This window comes from Methylorubrum sp. B1-46 (assembly GCF_021117295.1).
In the GTDB taxonomy this organism is placed as follows: domain Bacteria; phylum Pseudomonadota; class Alphaproteobacteria; order Rhizobiales; family Beijerinckiaceae; genus Methylobacterium.
Window position 1 is genome coordinate 261,246 of the sequence record NZ_CP088247.1, and the last position, 17,225, is coordinate 278,470.

Here is a 17,225-nt window from a genome sequence, read left to right on the forward strand (position 1 = left end):
TCGCCGATCGCCGCGCCTACCCGTCCGACGCCTCCGATGAGGAGTGGGCTGATCAGAAGTTCGCCCGCCTGTACAGCAATGCGCCATGAGCTGACCTCCGGCTGACACGCGCAGAACCGCCGCTCTCGACCCCATCCGAACCTTCGCCAAAAATGGGCCGAATGTTCGCAACGGGGCAGGAGTTAGCTCGTCGGTTGCTCGGCTGTACGTTCGATTTCAAATTATTTGAGATCCACTCCTGCCGGCGCAGCGGATGTTGATGCTGCGGACATTAACCTATCGGTCATAAAGGCGTTGGTGTGTTGTGACTGCCTCTCGCACCATTGACCGTGCGACGGGCGACGATGCCAAGGGTCAAGCCCTGAACGATGATCGAGAACAGCACGACGGCATAGGTCGCGGCGAGCAGCGCCGGCTTGTGCTCGCCCTCAGGCACGGTGAGCGCTAACGCCACCGAGACGCCGCCGCGCACGCCCGCCCAGGTCAGGAATGGCACGTTCCGCGCCGAGAGGCGGTCGTCGCTCCAACGAAGCAGGAGCAGGGACACCGAGACCGCTACGCCGCGCCCGAGGATGACGAGGGGTACGGCGGCAGCGGCCAGCCAGAGCGCCGATGCATCGAAGCGCAGGACGAGCACCTCCATTCCGATCAGCAAGAACAGCACCGAGTTGAGCACCTCGTCGATGAGCGTCCATAGCGCAGAGACGTAGCCTTGGGTGCGCTTGCTCATCGCGTCGCGAGGGCCCCGCTCTCCCACCAGCAACCCGGCAGCGACCACGGCGAGCGGTCCGCTGGTGCCGAGCTTCTGCGCCAGTGCGTAGGTGCCGGTCACGAGCGCGAGCGTGATCAGCACCTCGACGGAAAAGTCGTCGATGGCACGCATGGCCCGGTAAGCGATGTAGCCGGTGACGAGGCCGAGCAGGATGCCACCACCCGCCTCCACCAACAGCAACTCGACGATGCCGAGCGCGCCTCGCTCGCCGCCGCCTCCAGCAGCAAACCCAAGGAGTGCGGTGAACAGCACCACGCCGACGCCGTCGTTGAACAGCGCCTCCCCCTGCATTTCGACCTCCAAGGCCTGCGGCACCTGCACGTTCTTGAGCGTGGCAAGCACCGCGACCGGGTCGGTCGGACTGATCAGAGCGCCGAAGACTAAGGCCCAGACGAGCGGTAGGGCGTGGCCGAGTGCCTGACTCACGCCCCAGACAGCGAGCCCCACCACCGCGGTCGAGACCGCCGTACCGACCAGCGCCAGGGTCGCGACCGGCCAAGCCCGCTCTCGCAGCGCCTGCAGGTTGAGATTAAGCGCGCCGGCGAACAGCAGGAAGGCCAGCATGCCGTTCATCACGACCTCGGTGAAGTCGATCTGCTGGAGCGCCGTCGTGAGCGCGTCGTAGAGGTGCCGCTGCGGGAAGGCGAGGTCGACTGCAACGAGCACCAGCGACGCGAGCAGCCCCAGGATGAGGAGGCCAATGGCGTGCGGGAGCGGCAGGAAGCGCCGGTTGAGCCAGCTGAACAGGGCCGAGAGCGTCAGCAGCAGGGCGGCGAGGTCGAAGATCGAAATCATGGTGGCCCTCGCATCGGTGGAGGGTCAGCCTCACGAGCTGCCCGGTCGGGAAAGGTCAGCGGTGCGCTCAGGCACCTCGTGGACCTGCTTGCGGCGCGTCCGTCCGTTGAGCCGAGAGTCGGACCTGTTCCCGTCGCCGGCTGCAAGTCCCTCCGCCGGAACCGTCTGCGCGATTAAACCGCTCAAGTGCCGGGGCGGCACGTCGCCCGTGCGGCAGCCGGCGGCCAGCCTTGAGTGAAGCCTCGCAAGGGCAACCGGACGGCAAACTCGGGTGTTCCGTGCGGGCCACAGCAAGTGATCTTCTGTGTCCTCACACCAGCTACATTTCTCGCGTCCAGCGCGCCGCCCGCTCATGCCGCGACAGACATTGGGCCGGCAGGCGCTAAGAACCTATTCCGGTAGGGTTTGTTGAGCGGCGATGATCCCGCAGGCGAAGTGGACGAGGGCTCGGTAGTTCCGGGGCTTTTTGGGCCAGCGGATGAGGATGCCACGGAAGCGGTTGAGCCAAGCGTGGGCGCGCTCGACGACCCATCTGCGCGCCTTGGCCCCGCGGTGGCGTTTGGCGTGGATCTCCTCGCCTCGGCGGCGCAGGTGGAGGGTGAAGCCGCGCTCCTCGACCAAGGTCCGGGAGGTGGCGTAGTCGTATCCCTTGTCGAGGCACAGGTGCAGGGGCGAGCGTCTGGTCGGTTTGGGCCGGGCGACGGGTACGGCGTCCAAGGTCTCACCCATGAGAAGATGGTCGTTGACGTTGGCGCCCGCGATGACGACGCTGATCGGGACGCCGCGTCCGTCAGTGAGCACCGAGCGCTTGACCCCGCGCTTGCCGCGGTCGGTCGGGTTGGGGCCGGTTTTTTCCCCCACCCAGGGGCGCCTTGCCCATGGCTGCATCCAGCGACAACCACGTCCAGTCGATCCCGACCAGATCGTCGTAGGCCAGCAGGCCCTCCCGCCAGAACGCCTCGAACACCCCGGCCTGCGTCCACTCCTGGAACCGGCGATGGGCCGAGGAAGAGGTGCAGATCCCGGTGGCGGTCAGGGCGTTCCACTGGCATCCGGTGCGCAGCACGAACAGGATCGCGTCCATCGCCTTGCGATCGGGCGTCCGCGGGTTGTGACAGCCCAGAGGATGAGGCGGACGTGGAGGCAGCAAGCGCTCCATCCGCGCCCACAGATCGTCGGGCAGGCGATAGCCGTCGTCCAGAACTGACGGCTTGCTCGGGCGGCGCTTGCGAGGCTCGGTCATCCCGACAAACTAGGGCGCCGAGCCTCAGCGCCTAGCGAGATAGGTTCTAAACAGGGTGTCCGTGAAACCGGCAGCAGGCCAGATCCGCCCACCAGCCGATCCGCCGTGCCCGACCAACGCCGTCCAGAGCGGGCCGTCGTCTTGCGCCGAGCAGGCGATGAGGTGCTGCGACCTGACCCTGACCCAGCAAACTGGTCCGCGCCGAGCGCAAGTTTTTTCGGGCATCCTGAACCCTGAAGGAGGGTGGATGCCATGCCTCGCAAACGCTTCACGAACGAGCAGATCGCCTTTGCCCTGCGGCAGGCGGAGAACGGTGCAACGGTGGACGAGGTCTGCCGGAAGATGGGCGTGTCCGAGCCGACGTTCTACCGCTGGAAGACCGACGTCCAGCCTTCCGTTTTGATGCCAGCGAAGCAAGCGAGCGGACGAGCCTTGGCGACTGCGAACCACAGACACGGTGCAGGCTCAAATTTATCGCATTATTTCAAGTACATACGTGTTCGCATTTTTATTCGAGCTGGCGCGCCACGCGCATTGACTGCCGCCGGGGCGCGCGGCTTCCCCATCATCGCCGCCAGCGAGGCTCGCAGGCCACCGTCCAGTCGTCGGTTATCGCGAGGCGAGATGGAATGAGAGGGAGGCTCTGAGGCGGCCGCGCGGCCGCATCAGCGCCTGACCCGTCTCAGCCGAGCGACCGCGTTACGAGACGGTTCAGCGGCTCGACACGAGCTTCAGGCCCGGCGCGTGCTGCGCATGGAGCGCCGCTGCGACCTTGCGCTCGAGCTCCCCGTCGAGGAACGGCTTCTGGACGATTCGGTCCTCGCCGATGCCGCCGCGGGTCAGCGCGGTCTGATCGGCGTAACCGGTCACGAAGATCACGGGGATCGTCGGCCAGCTTCGACGGATCTCGGCGGCGACCTCGACGCCATTCATGCCGGGCATGGCGAAATCCACCACGACGAGGTCGAAGCAGGGATCGTGCTCGAGGATATGGATGGCTGCTAGCCCCGAACCCGCCTCCCTTGTCACGTAGCCGGCCTCGGAGAGCTTGGTCGCGGTGATCTCCCGGACGGCGCTGTCGTCGTCCACGACGAGGAGGACCGGCTTGTCGCCGGGCTTGCGCAAAGCTGCGCAATCGAGCTCGCTCGGGGCGGTCGGCTCGGAGCAGGCCTCCGCCGCGACCCGCGGAAGGTAGACCCGGACCGTGGTGCCCTCGCCGAGCTTCGTCTCGATCCGTACCCCGCCGCCCGATTGCTTGGCGAAGCCGTAGACCTGGGCCAGACCGAGGCCCGAGCCCTTCCCGACTTCCTTGGTCGTGAAGAATGGTTCGAACACCCGCTGAAGCACATCCGGCGGAATACCGGACCCCGTATCGCTGACGGCGATCATGGCATATTCGCCCGGAGGCGGCTCCTCCGGGCGCGACGGTGCCCCACTCAGACGGACGTTGGCGGTCTCGATCGTCAGGCAGCCGCCGACGGCCATCGCATCGCGGGCATTGATGGCCAGGTTGAGGATGATCAGCTCGATCTGCGTCGCGTCGACGAGGGCCGGCCACAGGTCTGGCTGCAACGTCATCTCGATGCGCACGGCACCGCCGATGGAGCTTTGAAGCAGGTCGCGCATGGAGGCGGCCGTCTCGTTAAGCCGCACGGGGACCGGATCGAGGCGCTGGCGCCGCGAGAAGGCCAGCAACTGGGCGGTCAGACGGGCGCCCCGCTCGGCCGCGCCGCGCATCATCTCCAGGCGCCGCTGCGAACGCTCGTCGCTGACCGCGCGTGCCAAAAACTCGATGTTGCCGGCGATGACGGTGAGAAGATTGTTGAAATCGTGGGCGACGCCGCTCGTGAGCTGCCCGACCGCCTCCAGGCGTTGGGCCTGCCGCAGGGCTTCCTCGACGCGCTCGCGCTCGACGATCTGCCGCCGCAGTGCGTCATTCGCGTCGGCAAGTTCCCGTGTGCGCTCGGAGACGCGCGTCTCCAGCGTCTCGTTGAGCGCGCGGAGAGCCTGCTCGGCGGCGCGGCGCTTGGAGTGAGCCCGCGCCTCCGCAAGGGCGCGGACGATTACCCTCGGCAAGCGGTCGAGACGCTGCTTGGTGACGTAGTCCGTCGCGCCGTTCTTGAGCGCTTCGACGGCGATGTCCTCACCGAGCGTCCCCGAGACGAACACGAATGGGGTTTCGGGGCAGTGTTCGCGGGCGATGGCCAGCGCGCTGAGGCCGTCGAAGGTCGGAAGGACGTAGTCGGCCAAAATCAGGTCGTGACGGCACTCGACGGCGGCGGCCGTGAAGGCCTCGCGCGTCATGGTGCGATCGAGCCGATAGGCGAGGCCCGTGCCGTCGAGGACGACGGTGAGAAGCTCCGAGTCCAGATCGCTGTCTTCGAGCAGTAGGATGTCCAGCGGTGTCTCGGCGCCGCGCGACGCGCCATCCGTTAGGTATTCGATGGCCAGCCTCCCCGATGCGGTGGCGGTTCGTTCAGCACGGCCCAGAACACACCGAGGTCCTGGATCGCATCGAAGAATTCCTTGAACCCAACGGGCTTGACGACAAAAGCGTTCACGCCGAGTTCGTAGGAGCGGACGAGGTCGCTCTCTTCCCTCGACGAGGTCAGCATCACGACCGGAATCGCGCGGGTCCGCGGGTCACCCTTCACCGTCGCAAGCACCTCCAGCCCATCGACTTTCGGCAGCTTGAGATCGAGCAACACCACGGCCGGATCCGACACGTCGGGACGATCGTAGATGCCGCGCTGCTGGAGGTAGTCCAGAGCCTCGGCTCCGTCGCGGCAGATCACGATCTCGTTGGCGAGCTGGCTCTGCTCCAAGGCCGCGAGCGTCAGCTCGATGTCGTTCGGATTGTCCTCGACGAGAAGGATCGGCTTCAGATCGGCCATGTCAGCGCGCCCCCTCGCGCAACGGTAGCGTGAAGTGGAAGGTTGCGCCCCGGCCGAGAGCGCCCTCGGCCCAGGTCCGGCCGCCATGCCGCTCGACGATGCGGCGGACATTGGCGAGGCCGATGCCGGTGCCCTCGAATTCCTCGACCCGGTGCAGGCGCTGAAAGACACCGAACAGCTTGCCGACATAGGCCATGTCGAAGCCGACGCCGTTGTCGCGCACGTAGAACACCGCCTCTCCATCCTGATCGGGCTCGCGCCCGATCTCGATCAAGGCCTCGGGCCTGTCGCGGGTGTATTTCACCGCGTTCGAGAGCAAATTCTCGATGACGAGGCGCAGCATGACCGGGTCGGCATGGACGCGTCCGAGCGCGCCGACCTGCCAGCGGATGGCCCGGCCCGACGGAACGTCTCGCAGGGTCTTGCGGCGAACCTCCTCGACGAGCTGGTTCATGTCGCCGGAGACGCGGTTGAGCGCGTTCCGCCCCATCTGCGAGAAGTTGAGGAGGTTGTCGACGAGCTTGCCTGCCGACAGGGCCGCCTCGGCGATGGTGTCGACGTAGCGCCGTCCCGTCTCGCTCAAGTTTGCGCCCTCGCGCGAGCGCAGGAGTTCGGAGTAGCCCACGATGTGGCGGAACGGAGCTCGGAGGTCGTGACTGACGGAGTAGGAGAAGGCCTCCAGCTCCTTGTTCGAGCGTTGCAGCTCCTCGCTCAGGGCCGCGAGCTCCTCGGCCCGGCGCAGCACGATGCCGAGCACGGCCGCGCGCAGGTCCTTGGCGGCGTCGATCTCGGGGCCGGACCAGGGCAGCGACCGGCCCTGCACGGTCTCCTTCCACGTCTCGAACGACTTGCGCGGATGCAGCCGGTCCGGTCCGCCCGCCGGATCGGGAGTCGCCGGCTTGCTCGGATTGCCGCCCCAGCGCACGGTCTGCACGACTTCCGGTCGGAACCAGAGAACGTAGCTCGCGTATCGCTGCGAAATCGAGATGGCGAGAAGGCCGCTGGCACGCTTGGCGAAGGCGCGTGCCGGCGGGTAGTCTTCCCCGAGACTGTCGGTGACGAAGACGCCGTCTCGGATCGGCCGACTCGACACCCATGCGTGGAGGGCCCGAATTTCGTCGGCAGCCGGTGTCGCACCGAGCAGCCGGCAGCTGTCGGCGGTGACGACGGCGGCGCCCGCCGCATCGACGAGCGCCAGCACGTCGTCGGGATGGTTCAGCAGGCCGTCGATGAACTGCTCTTCTTCGGCCATGTAGCCGAGGAGGCGCGCCTGGATCATGCCGAGCCGGATGCGCTGCTCGGCCAGCGCCCCCCGTTCCCTGGCGGCTAGCTGCAGGGCGAAGATGCGGGTGAGGAAGTCGCAGGCGTTGCGGGCTTGAAGCGGCACGCGGTGCGGTGCCTTGTTGTGGCAGGAGATCAGGCCCCAGAGCGCGCCATCGACAAGGATCGACACGGACATCGAGGCCATCGTGCCCATGTTGCGCATGTACTCGACATGGACGGGGGAGACCGAGCGCAGGACCGATTGACTGAGATCGAGCGGCGTGCCGGTCGAGGGCGTGTGCGACGGGAGGATCGGAACCGGCTCGTAGCCCGCATCGGGAATGATGCGCAGGCGGTTTCGCCGGTAGAGTTCGCGCGCCTGAGCCGGGATGTCGGAGGCGGGAAAGCGCAGGTCGAGATAGGAGGGCAGCCGTCCGTTGCCGGCCTCGGCCACGACGGTTCCGTGCCAGTCACGGTCGAACCGGTAGACCAGAGCGCGGTCGAAGCCGGTAATGTGGCGGACATCCGAGGCGAGCAGGGCGCAGAGGTCGGCCACGGAGCCGGCTGCGTGAAGGCCTTCCACGAACGCGTTCAGGCGCGGATAGAGCGCATCGAGGCTCTGGATGGAGGCGGCTTCGCTCGCCACCGCCTCGAACTCCAGAACGACGAGATCACCGACCCGGTGGGCCGCCAGATCGTAGGAGCCGGGCCCCTCCCCGCATTCCAGGACCAGGGTGGTCAGGTAGGCCGCCCCCTCGGACGGCTGGGCTTGCGCAACGTAGGACTCCAGCGCCGGAACAGCCTCTGGGAAGGCCGTGCGGATCGACTGTCCGAGGACCTCCTCCAGTCTCTCTGCCGCCGGGCGGCCGGGACGATCGGGGAGGTTCGCGCTTGCTTGAACGATCCGAAGATCCGGCCCTTCCAGCACGAGAAGGAAGCCATGCGGCTGAAGCGTTCCGAGAAGATGAATGGGTTCTCTGTCGCACGCAGTCAGATCTGCTGCTCCAGGCGACGGAGCGCCGGAACGGATCATAGGGTCTCCCATCTCGTCGGAGTGGAGCGGGATCTTACAGCGACAGGCTTGCAAGCGCGACCCACCTGCCGGATTTTGCCGCAGCGAAGGCGAGCGTCACGGGCCGGCCCTCAGTTCCAATCCGACTTCAGGTACTGAGAGAATCAGCCTCACCAAGCCGGTGACTCGTCCGCGACGGTGACCGAGATCGATCACCGCATCGATGCCGTGCGTAATCATGAAAACGGCCCGGCCTACCTTGACGCACCCGTCCTTCCACTTGGGCGAGGGACCGCATCGACGACGAGCCACGTGCAGCCCCAGTCTTGCTCGCGCGTCCGTCCCTCCCCTTGCATTCCGGTTCGAGGATCGATGCGCAGTCGCGTGTAAGCCTGATGCAACCCCGTGTGCGAGTTCGGTTCACGTCCTGATTCACCCGTCGCGGCGCAGGACAGCCGTCGGGACCGGCCGTCTCTCGGCGAGGCACGAATCGGTCTTCGACCGCGAGAGCATCATCTCGAACGCCTGTGCACGGGTTTTGGATGATGACGATGCGGAAACAACGTCACGGAGCATCGTGCCGGATCGGATATCCAGCACGATGATCGGCCGGCCGATGCCAACCCGTGCCGGGACATCCAGGCTTCACAGTACTGTTGCGGAACGCCGCTAGCGGAGATTGCGGCTGGCTTTGATCGAAACGCGGTCTGCGTGCCGTGAACGTCCCGCTGTGGTGGGGCGTCCATGACCGCTGCGGCTTCTCGCATCCGGCCGAGGATCAACCCTTGGCTTTGCACCGGGCGAACAAGACACCCGGCCTGCTCGGCTGCCTGGAGAGTGACATGGCCACGAGCCTCGCCGTCGGCGACATCGCTCTTGTCGGATTCGATGCCGACGATCCGGACGACTTCGCCTTTGTTCTCCTGCGCGACATCGAGGCCGGCACCAGCATCACCTTCACCGATAACGGCTGGAACAGCACCGACAGCGCCCTTCGGACCGCCGAGGGCAGCTACACCTACACGGCGCCGACGGCGCTCACGGCCGGAACGGTGATCCACCTCACCAAAGACGCCACAGCCGGGGGAGCGAACACGCCCGTCTTTACGGACGCTGACGCCCCACGATTCTCATTCAGCACGAGTGGCGATCAGATCCTCGCCTATCAGGGCCCTGCGGCGAACCCGACCTTCCTGTACGCGATCAATTTCGCCGACGGCAGCGGAACCTTCGCGGCCAACGGCAGCAATGCCAACACCTCGGCGCTTCCGCCTGGACTGATCCTCGGGCAGACCGCCTTGGCGCTCGGCGCCGATAACGGCCGCTACACCGGCACCGTCTCGGGCACTCGCGATCAGCTCCTGGCGGCGATCGGCACGGCCGGATCCTGGAGCCAGGACAATGCTGCCCGCATCGGAGCCGGCAGCTACGGCGCCTTCACGGTGACCGCCAATGCAGTCGCTCCCGCCCTGTCGATCGACGACGTGCAGGTCAGCGAGGGCGATTCGGGGGGGAAGCAGCTCGTCTTAACCGTCTCGCTGAATGCGCCCGCGCCCGCGGGCGGCGTGAGCTTCGATATCGCAACGGCCGACGGCAGCGCTTCGGCCGGCAGCGACTACCTCGCTCGGGCGCTCACCGGCCAGACCATCGCGGCGGGCCAGACCAGCACGACCTTCGCCCTGGACATCCTCGGCGACACTATAATCGAGCCGACCGAGACCTTCACGGTCGCGGTCACGAACGTCCGCGGGGCGACGGTGGCGGACGGCCAGGGCACCGGCACGATCCTCACCGACGACATCGGCATCCGCATCAACGGCATCACGGTCTTCGACGCGGCGCCCTCGCTTCAGGGGCTTTCCGGCGCCACGGCGACGGCGGCGCCAGTCGCGACGAATGCACTCCAGCTCGTACGACTTGGCGCTTACGCCACTACCAACGATCCGGCGACCCAGGCGGCTCCCAACGCCGAGGTGGTGGCCTACGATTCGACCACGAGCCGCCTCTACATCCAGAACACCAACGAGAACCGCATCGAGATCGTCACGCTCGACGCCACCGGCGCGCTGAACAAGTCCGGCGCGATCGGGCTCGCCGGGCTGGAGCAGTACGGCGCGGTCAACTCGGTGGCGGTCTTCAACGGCCTCGTGGCCGTCGCCTATGCCAACGCGACCGGCGATGCGCCGGGGCGGGTCGCCTTGTTCAACGCCGACGGAACCCTGCTGCGCTCGCTCACGGTCGGCGTCGGGCCGGATCAGATCGTCTTCACCCGTGACGGCAGCCGCCTTCTCGTGGCCAACGAGGGCGAGCAGGCGAGCGCCGGCAGCAACCCGATCGGCGGAATCTCGATCATCGACGTCTCGGGCGGTGCGGCCAACGCGGCCGTCACGGCCACCGTCGGCTTCGAAGGGCTCGACGGCAGCGAGGCGGCCCTGCGCGCCCGCGGTCTTGCCATCACGCCGGGCAAGAGCGCGGCGGCCGATATCGAGCCGGAATACATCGCGATCTCGCCCGACAACCGCTTCGCCTACGTCACCCTGCAGGAGGTGAACGGCGTCGCCATCATCGATCTCGCCAATCCCGGTACGGCGCCGATCGCGATCCAGCCGCTCGGCGCGGTCAACCATTCGCTCGCCGGCAACGAGTTCGACGCCTCCGACCGAGACGGGCCCGCCAACGCGCAGGGCGTCGGCACCGCCTCGATCCGCATTGCGGCAACCCCGGCCAACACACCGATCTACGGCCTGCTCCAGCCTGATGCCGTGGCCTCGTTCGCCACCGGCGGTGCGACCTACTTCGTCACCGCCAACGAGGGCGACCAGCGGGTGATCGGCGGCGCCGACGATACCGGCGACGTCGCCCGCCTGAGCAACATCCCCAACAGCCGGCTGACGCCTGAACTCCAGCTCCTGAAGGCCGATCCGGCCTATGCCCGCCTCAACGTTCTGCAGCGCACGGGCGATACCGACGGCGACGGCGTGATCGACCAGCTCCATACGCTCGGCGGGCGCGGGATCTCGATCTTCCGCCAGAATGCCGACGGCACGCTCACCAAGGTGCGCGAGACCGGCGGCGAGTTCGAGAAGATCTTCGCCCAGAGCGCGCCGGAGCGCTTCAACAACGATCAGGGGCTCGCCAACACGCCGGACGATCGCTCGGACAACAAGGGGCCCGAGCCCGAGGGCATCACCATCGGCACCGTCAACGGCCGGATCTACGCCTTCGTCGGCCTGGAGCGGCAGAGCGGCGTCATCGTCTACGACGTGACCGATCCGGCCAATGCCGCCTACGTCTCCTACGTCCCGCCGCTTCCCGGTGCCACGACCGATCTCGGCCCGGAGGTGCTGACCTTCATCGCCGCCGACCGCAACCCGACCGGCACCCCCCTGCTGGTCAGCGCCAACGAGGTCGCCAACGGCGGCGCCGTGCTCTACGCCGCCCTGCCCCAGGGCTTCACGCAGGAAGTCGGCTTCGCCGCGAACGCCCTCACCGTCAGCAAGGCGGAGGGCAATGCGGGCGAGAGCGTGTTCACCTTCACGGTGGAGCGCAGCAACGGCACGCTGGGTGCTGTCTCCTTCACCGCCGAGCTGACGGGCAGCGGCGCCAGCGCGGCCGACAGCGCCGATTTCGCCGGCGCGCCGGGCCTGCCCCTGACGGTCGTGGGCACGATCCCCGCCGGCGCCGCCACGGCGCAGGTCAGTGTGACGGTCCGGGCCGACGTCCTGCCCGAGGCCGACGAGACCTTCGCCCTCACCCTGCGCTCGGCCGCCTCGGACCAGGCCGGCATCACGGCCGCCGTGCGCGGCAGCGCCGCCACCGCGACCGGCACGATCGTCAACGACGACGCCAGCCTGATCTCGGCGGTGCAGGGTGCGGGGACGGCGAGCCCGCTTGTCGGACGCACCGTCACGATCGAGGCCATCGTCGTCGGCGACTTCCAGAACGCCGACGCCGACGCCAAGCGCAATCTCGGCGGCTTCTACCTGCAGGAAGAGGCGACCGATCAGGACGGCAACCCGCTGACCTCGGAAGGCGTCTTCGTCTTCGAGGGTACCGGCAACCGCCTCGTCGATGTCGCCGAGGGTGACCGCGTTCGCGTCACCGGCACCGTCGCCGAATTCAACGGCGAGACGCAGATCACCGTCCGGAACGCCGCGGCGATCCAGGTCGTGACGACCGGCGCACTGACGCCCGAGCAGGTCAAGGCCTCGGCGGTTGCCGTCGAACTGCCGGCGGCCGGGACGATCGGCACCGGCACGACGGCGCAGCCCGACCTCGAACGCTACGAGGGCATGCTGGTCCGCTTCCCCCAGACGCTGTCGATCACAGAGCAGTTCAACCTCGACCGCTTCAACGAGATCCGCCTCGCCGCCGGCGGACGGACCGAGACTTTCACCAACGCGTTCGAGCCGAACACGGCGGCCTACGCCGCCTACCTCGCCCAGACGGCGGCGCGCACGATCACCTACGACGACGGGCAGAATGCCCAGAACCTCCCGGTGGAGAACCTCGACGGCTTCGGTCCGGCCTACGGCACCGCGAGCGCGCCGCGCATGGGTGACACCCTCACGGGGCTGACCGGCACGCTCGGCTTCGGCCCCACCGGCGCCTACCGGGTGCGCGCGATCGACGACGGCGACAATCGCTTCGCGGTCGCCAACCCGCGGCATGCCGAGCCCGATCCGGTCGGCGGTACGCTCAAGGTCGGCAGCCTCAACGTCCTCAACTACTTCACCACCCTGGACCCCGGCTCCTCCGCGCGCACAGCGATCGGCCAGCAGCCGCGGGGCGCCAACAGCGCCGGCGAACTCGCGCGCCAGACCGAGAAGCTCGTCACGACCCTGATCGGCACCGGCGCCGACGTGCTCGGCCTCACCGAACTGGAGAACCAGTTCCGTCCAGGCGACCCCGGAAACGCGCTCGAATTCCTGGTCGGGCAGCTCAACCTGCGCGCGGGCGCCGGCACCTACGCTTACGTCAATCCGGGCGCGCAACTCGACCAGGGCCAGTTCCTCGGCGGCGACGCGATCGCGGTCGGCTTCATCTACAAGCCGAGCAAGGTCAGCGTGGCGATGAACACCACGATCGAGCGGCTCGACGACACCGACGTAGCGGCCTTCAACGCCGCCCTGCTGCAGCAGAGCACGATCGGCCACATCTTCAACGGCGCCAATACCAGCCGCGCCTCGCTCGCGGTGACCTTCAACGAGATCGCTACGAACGAGACCTTCACCGCGGTCATCAACCACTTCAAGTCGAAGGGCGGCACCGGCACCGGCGCGGATGCCGACCAGGGCGACGGCCAGGGCGCGTGGCAGCAGCAGCGCGAACTGGCGGCGACGGCGCTGGCCCAGTGGCTCGCCCTGCACCCGACGGGGACCGGGGACAGCGACACGATCCTGCTCGGCGACTTCAACGCCTACATCAAGGAGGATGCGCTCGACATCCTCAAGGCGGCAGGCTTCACCAACCTCGCCGAGGATCGGCTCGCCAATCCCTATTCCTACGTGTTCGACGGGGCCTACGGCGCCCTCGACCACGCGCTGGCCAGCGCGAGCCTGAACCGGCAGTTGACCGGCGTCACCGAGTGGCACGTCAACGCCGACGAGGCGGACGCGATCGACTACAATCTCGATTTCGGCCGCCCGGCCAGCTACTTCGACGGCCGCTCGCCCGCGCGCGAATCCGACCACGATCCGGTCCTCGTCGGCCTGCGCCTCGACCAGACCGCGCCGACGCTCCTCGCCGCGACGCCCGCCGACAATGCCGCCAAAGTGGCGCCCGGCGCCGACATCGTCCTGCGCTTCAGCGAGGCGGTGCGGGCCGGCGCCGGCAGCATCACCCTCACCGACGGCGCGGGCGACACCCGTACCCTCTTGGTCTCCGACACCGCCCAGGTCCGTGTCAGCGGCGACACGGTGACGATCAACCCGAGCGCCGACCTGCGGCCCGGCACCGCCTACGACCTGATCGTGCCGGCGGGCGCCTTCACTGACACCGCAGGCAACGCCTTCGCCGGCATCGCCCGAGACAGCCTCGATTTCACCACGGAGCAGGCCACCCCCATGACCTACACGCTTCAGATCCTGCACGCCTCGGACTGGGAGGGCGGATTGCTCGCAACCGAGCGGGCCGCCAACTTCGCCGCCATCGTCGATCGGCTCGAGGACGCAACGCCGAACTCGATCACGCTCTCGACCGGCGACGGCTGGATCCCGAGCCCGTTCTACATCGCGGGCGCCGACCCGCAGATGGCTGCGACCTATAACGGGGTCTACAACCAGCTCTACGGGCTCTCGGGCGCAGCCGCCTACGGCCGTCTCGCCGCCTCGCCCGGCCGGGCCGACATCACCATCCAGAACATCATCGGCGTCCAGGCGGCGGTGTTCGGCAACCACGAATTCGATGCGGGCCCCAACGAGGTCGCCAACATCATCGGCGCCAATCTCGGCAGCGCGGCAGGGGCCGCCGACGACACCTGGGTTGGCGCGCAATTCCCCTACCTCTCGACGAACCTGAACTTCTCCCGCGAGGCCGCTTTGTCGGGCCTCGTCCATCGCGACGGCGACCTTGCCACCTTCGCGCAGACCGGCCCGGCCTCGACCCAGACCGGCACTGGCGCGGACAAGATCGCCAAGTCGACCATCCTCGTCGAGAACGGCGAGCGGATCGCCTTCATCGGCGCGACCACGCAGCTCGAGCCGCTGCTGACGACGCTCGGCAACGTCACGGTGGACGGTTTCACCGGCCGCGACGAGATCGCGCTCCTGGCCAGCCAGATCAACGCCGAAGTCGATCGCGTGCTCGCGGCCAATCCGGGCCTCAACAAGGTGATCGTCGGCACGCACCTGCAGCAGCTCGCCAACGAGCAGGCGCTCGCCCCGCTCCTGCGCAACGTTGACGTGCTGATCGGCGGCGGCTCGCACACCCTGCTGGCCGACGGCAACGATCGCCCCCTGCCCGGCGACAAGGCGGCCGGCGCCTACCCGCAATTCTTCACCAATGCCTCGGGCCAGACCCTGGCCCTGGTGAACACCGCCTCCGAATACTCCTATGTCGGCCGGCTCAACGTTACTTTCGACGATCAGGGCAACGTGATCCGCAACTCGATCACGCCGGAAAATTCCGGCGCGGTGGCGGTCGATGACGCCTCGGTCGCTCAATTGTGGGGCTCGAAGGCAGCAGCCTTCACCCCCGGCTCGAAGGGCTACCTCGTGCGCGAGGTGATGGAGGGCCTGGACGCCAACAACGATGGCATCCAGGAGACCGCGGGCGTCGCCGACATCATCCGCCAGCAAGACGGCAACATCCTCGGCCGCACCAGCGTGTACCTCGAAGGCCGCCGCGGCGAGGTCCGCACCGAGGAGACCAACCTCGGCAATCTCACTGCCGACGCAAACCTCTGGTACGCCAAGCAGTACGACGGCACGGTCACGGTCTCGATCAAGAACGGCGGCGGCATCCGCGACTCGATCGGCTCGTTCTCGACGGCTGGCGGCGGCACCGCGGAGCTACCCCCGGCTGCCAACCCGTCGGCGGGCAAGGCGGCGGGAGACATCTCCCAGCTCGACGTCACCAACTCGCTGCGCTTCAACAACGCGCTCGCCATGGTCACCGTCACGGCGGCCGAACTGGAGCGGGTGCTCGAACACGCCGTCTCCTCGGTCGCTCCGGGCGCGACGCCCGGCGCCTTCCCGCAGATCGGCGGAATCAGCTTCTCGTTCGACGCGACGAAGCAGGCGCAGACGCTCGACGCCAACGGCAACGTCACCCGCGAGGGGCAGCGGATCACCTCGGCGGCGATCGTCGATGCCGATGGCTTCCTCGTGGACACCCTGGTGCAGAACGGCCAGCTCGTCGGCGATGCGAGCCGGGGCATCCGCGCCGTTACCCTCGACTTCCTCACGACGGGATCAAGCGCGGCGCCGGGCCTGGGCGGCGACAACTATCCCTTCCCGGCCTACGGCGAGAGCCGCGTGGCGTTGAGCAGTGCCACGCCGACGTCCCTGCCCAACACCGAAACCTTCGCGGCGCAGGGCACCGAGCAGGACGCCATCGCCGAGTATCTCAAAGCGTTCTACAGCGTGACGCCCTTCGGCCAAGCCGATACCGGCCCCGCTGCCGACACGCGGATCCAGAACCTGGCCGTGCGCGGCGACAGCGTCCTGGCCCGTGGCGTGAGCCAGCCCGGAACCAGCGGCAACGACGTGCTGCAGGGAACAGCCTTCGCCGATCGCCTCTCCGGCGGCCTGGGCGACGACATCATCACCAATAGCGCGGGCAACGACATCCTCTCGGGAGGGAGCGGCACGGACACGCTCGTGTTCAACGCGTCGTTTGCCAACGTCACCGTCACGGAGGCCGGGCGCTTCACCGCCATCACTGGCCCGGAAGGCCTCGACCTCGTGGAGGGCTTCGAGCGCTTCTTGTTCTCGGACGCCACCATCGTGGTGAACGACGGCAAGCCGCTCGTTGATGACCTCTACTATCTCGCCGGGAACAAGGACGTGTTCCAGGCGGGCCAGGACGCCGACACGCACTTCGCTCAGTATGGTGCCCGCGAAGGCCGCGACCCGAACGCCTTCTTCTCGACGAAGGGCTATCTCGCGGCCAATCCCGACGTGCGGGCCTCCGGGGTCAACCCGCTCGAACAGTACGAGCAGGCCGGCTGGAAGGAAGGCCGCGATCCGGGTGCCCGCTTCGACAACGAGTTCTACCTGGCGGCCAACCCGGACGTGAAGGCCGCCGGACTGAACCCGCTCGCGCACTACCTCCAGTACGGTCAAAGCGAGGGCCGGGCGATCCACGAGGCGGTCGGCCGAGCAAGCGACATCCGCGGCGGCTTCGACGCCGAGTTCTACCTGCTGGCCAATGCCGACGTGGCCCAGGCGGCAGGCACCGGCAACACCTTCGCCTTCGCCGTCCAGCATTTCGAGCAGTACGGTTGGAAGGAAGGCCGCAACCCGAACGCGGTGTTCGACACCAAGGGCTACCTCGCCGCCTATGGCGACGTGAAGGCGGCGGGCATCAACCCGCTCACCCATTACGACCAGTACGGCTGGAAGGAGGGCCGCGACCCGTCCGCCTCGTTCGACACGTCGACCTACCTCTCGACCTACAAGGACGTAGCCGCCGCCCAGCTCGATCCGATGCAGCACTTCCTGCAATACGGTCTCTACGAGGGGCGGTCCGACTTCGCCGACGGCGGCTTCCGGTTCGGCACCCTCGTCTAGACGACCTCGTCTC

The 17,225-nt window shown here is 67.7% G+C and carries 6 protein-coding genes and 1 pseudogene; 2 read left to right on the forward strand and 5 right to left on the reverse strand.

Annotated features, from left to right (window positions below; translation table 11 throughout):
• Nucleotides 1-283: 283 nt before the first annotated feature.
• On the reverse strand, nucleotides 284-1,567 hold the full coding sequence (locus tag LPC10_RS01345) for a sodium:proton antiporter (protein ID WP_231345107.1): 1,284 nt from the start codon (nucleotides 1,565-1,567) through the stop codon (nucleotides 284-286).
• 390 nt (nucleotides 1,568-1,957) lie between these two features.
• Nucleotides 1,958-2,726, reverse strand: a protein-coding gene (locus LPC10_RS01350) for an IS5 family transposase (protein ID WP_231346938.1) whose coding sequence is annotated in 2 segments (ribosomal slippage) — nucleotides 1,958-2,428 and nucleotides 2,430-2,726 — 768 coding nt in all. Because the reading frame shifts where the segments join, the coding sequence is not laid out codon by codon here.
• A 336-nt stretch (nucleotides 2,727-3,062) separates the two neighbouring features.
• Between LPC10_RS01350 and LPC10_RS01355 the strand changes: the two are divergent.
• Nucleotides 3,063-3,188, forward strand: a pseudogene (locus LPC10_RS01355) (transposase); the annotation flags it as partial.
• Between the two features lie 333 nt (nucleotides 3,189-3,521).
• On the opposite strand, the gene LPC10_RS01360 reads toward LPC10_RS01355, so the two are convergent.
• The 3 genes from LPC10_RS01360 to LPC10_RS01370 all read right to left on the reverse strand — a co-directional run bounded on the left by LPC10_RS01360 (nucleotide 3,522) and on the right by LPC10_RS01370 (nucleotide 8,000).
• Nucleotides 3,522-5,180 (reverse strand): response regulator, encoded by a 1,659-nt coding sequence (locus tag LPC10_RS01360; protein ID WP_231346939.1) that lies wholly within the window; start codon nucleotides 5,178-5,180, stop codon nucleotides 3,522-3,524.
• Between the two features lie 62 nt (nucleotides 5,181-5,242).
• Entirely contained in the window at nucleotides 5,243-5,704 is a 462-nt protein-coding gene (locus tag LPC10_RS01365) for a response regulator (protein WP_231345108.1), read from the reverse strand.
• Nucleotide 5,705: 1 nt separating this feature from the next.
• The gene (locus LPC10_RS01370) at nucleotides 5,706-8,000 is read right to left on the reverse strand and encodes an ATP-binding protein (RefSeq protein WP_231345109.1); all 2,295 of its coding nucleotides are present in this window, start codon (nucleotides 7,998-8,000) and stop codon (nucleotides 5,706-5,708) included.
• A gap of 821 nt (nucleotides 8,001-8,821) precedes the next feature.
• Between LPC10_RS01370 and LPC10_RS01375 the strand changes: the two genes are divergently transcribed.
• Entirely contained in the window at nucleotides 8,822-17,212 is an 8,391-nt protein-coding gene (locus tag LPC10_RS01375; RefSeq protein WP_231345110.1) for an ExeM/NucH family extracellular endonuclease, read from the forward strand.
• Nucleotides 17,213-17,225 lie beyond the last annotated feature (13 nt).

Excerpts from the sequence above, each read along its gene's own strand:
- LPC10_RS01345 (WP_231345107.1), bottom strand. The coding sequence starts at position 1,567 with ATGATTTCGATCTTCGACCTCGCCGCCCTGCTGCTGACGCTCTCGGCC.
- LPC10_RS01375 (WP_231345110.1), top strand. The coding sequence starts at position 8,822 with ATGGCCACGAGCCTCGCCGTCGGCGACATCGCTCTTGTCGGATTCGAT.
- LPC10_RS01370 (WP_231345109.1), bottom strand. The coding sequence starts at position 8,000 with ATGATCCGTTCCGGCGCTCCGTCGCCTGGAGCAGCAGATCTGACTGCG.
- LPC10_RS01365 (WP_231345108.1), bottom strand. The coding sequence starts at position 5,704 with ATGGCCGATCTGAAGCCGATCCTTCTCGTCGAGGACAATCCGAACGAC.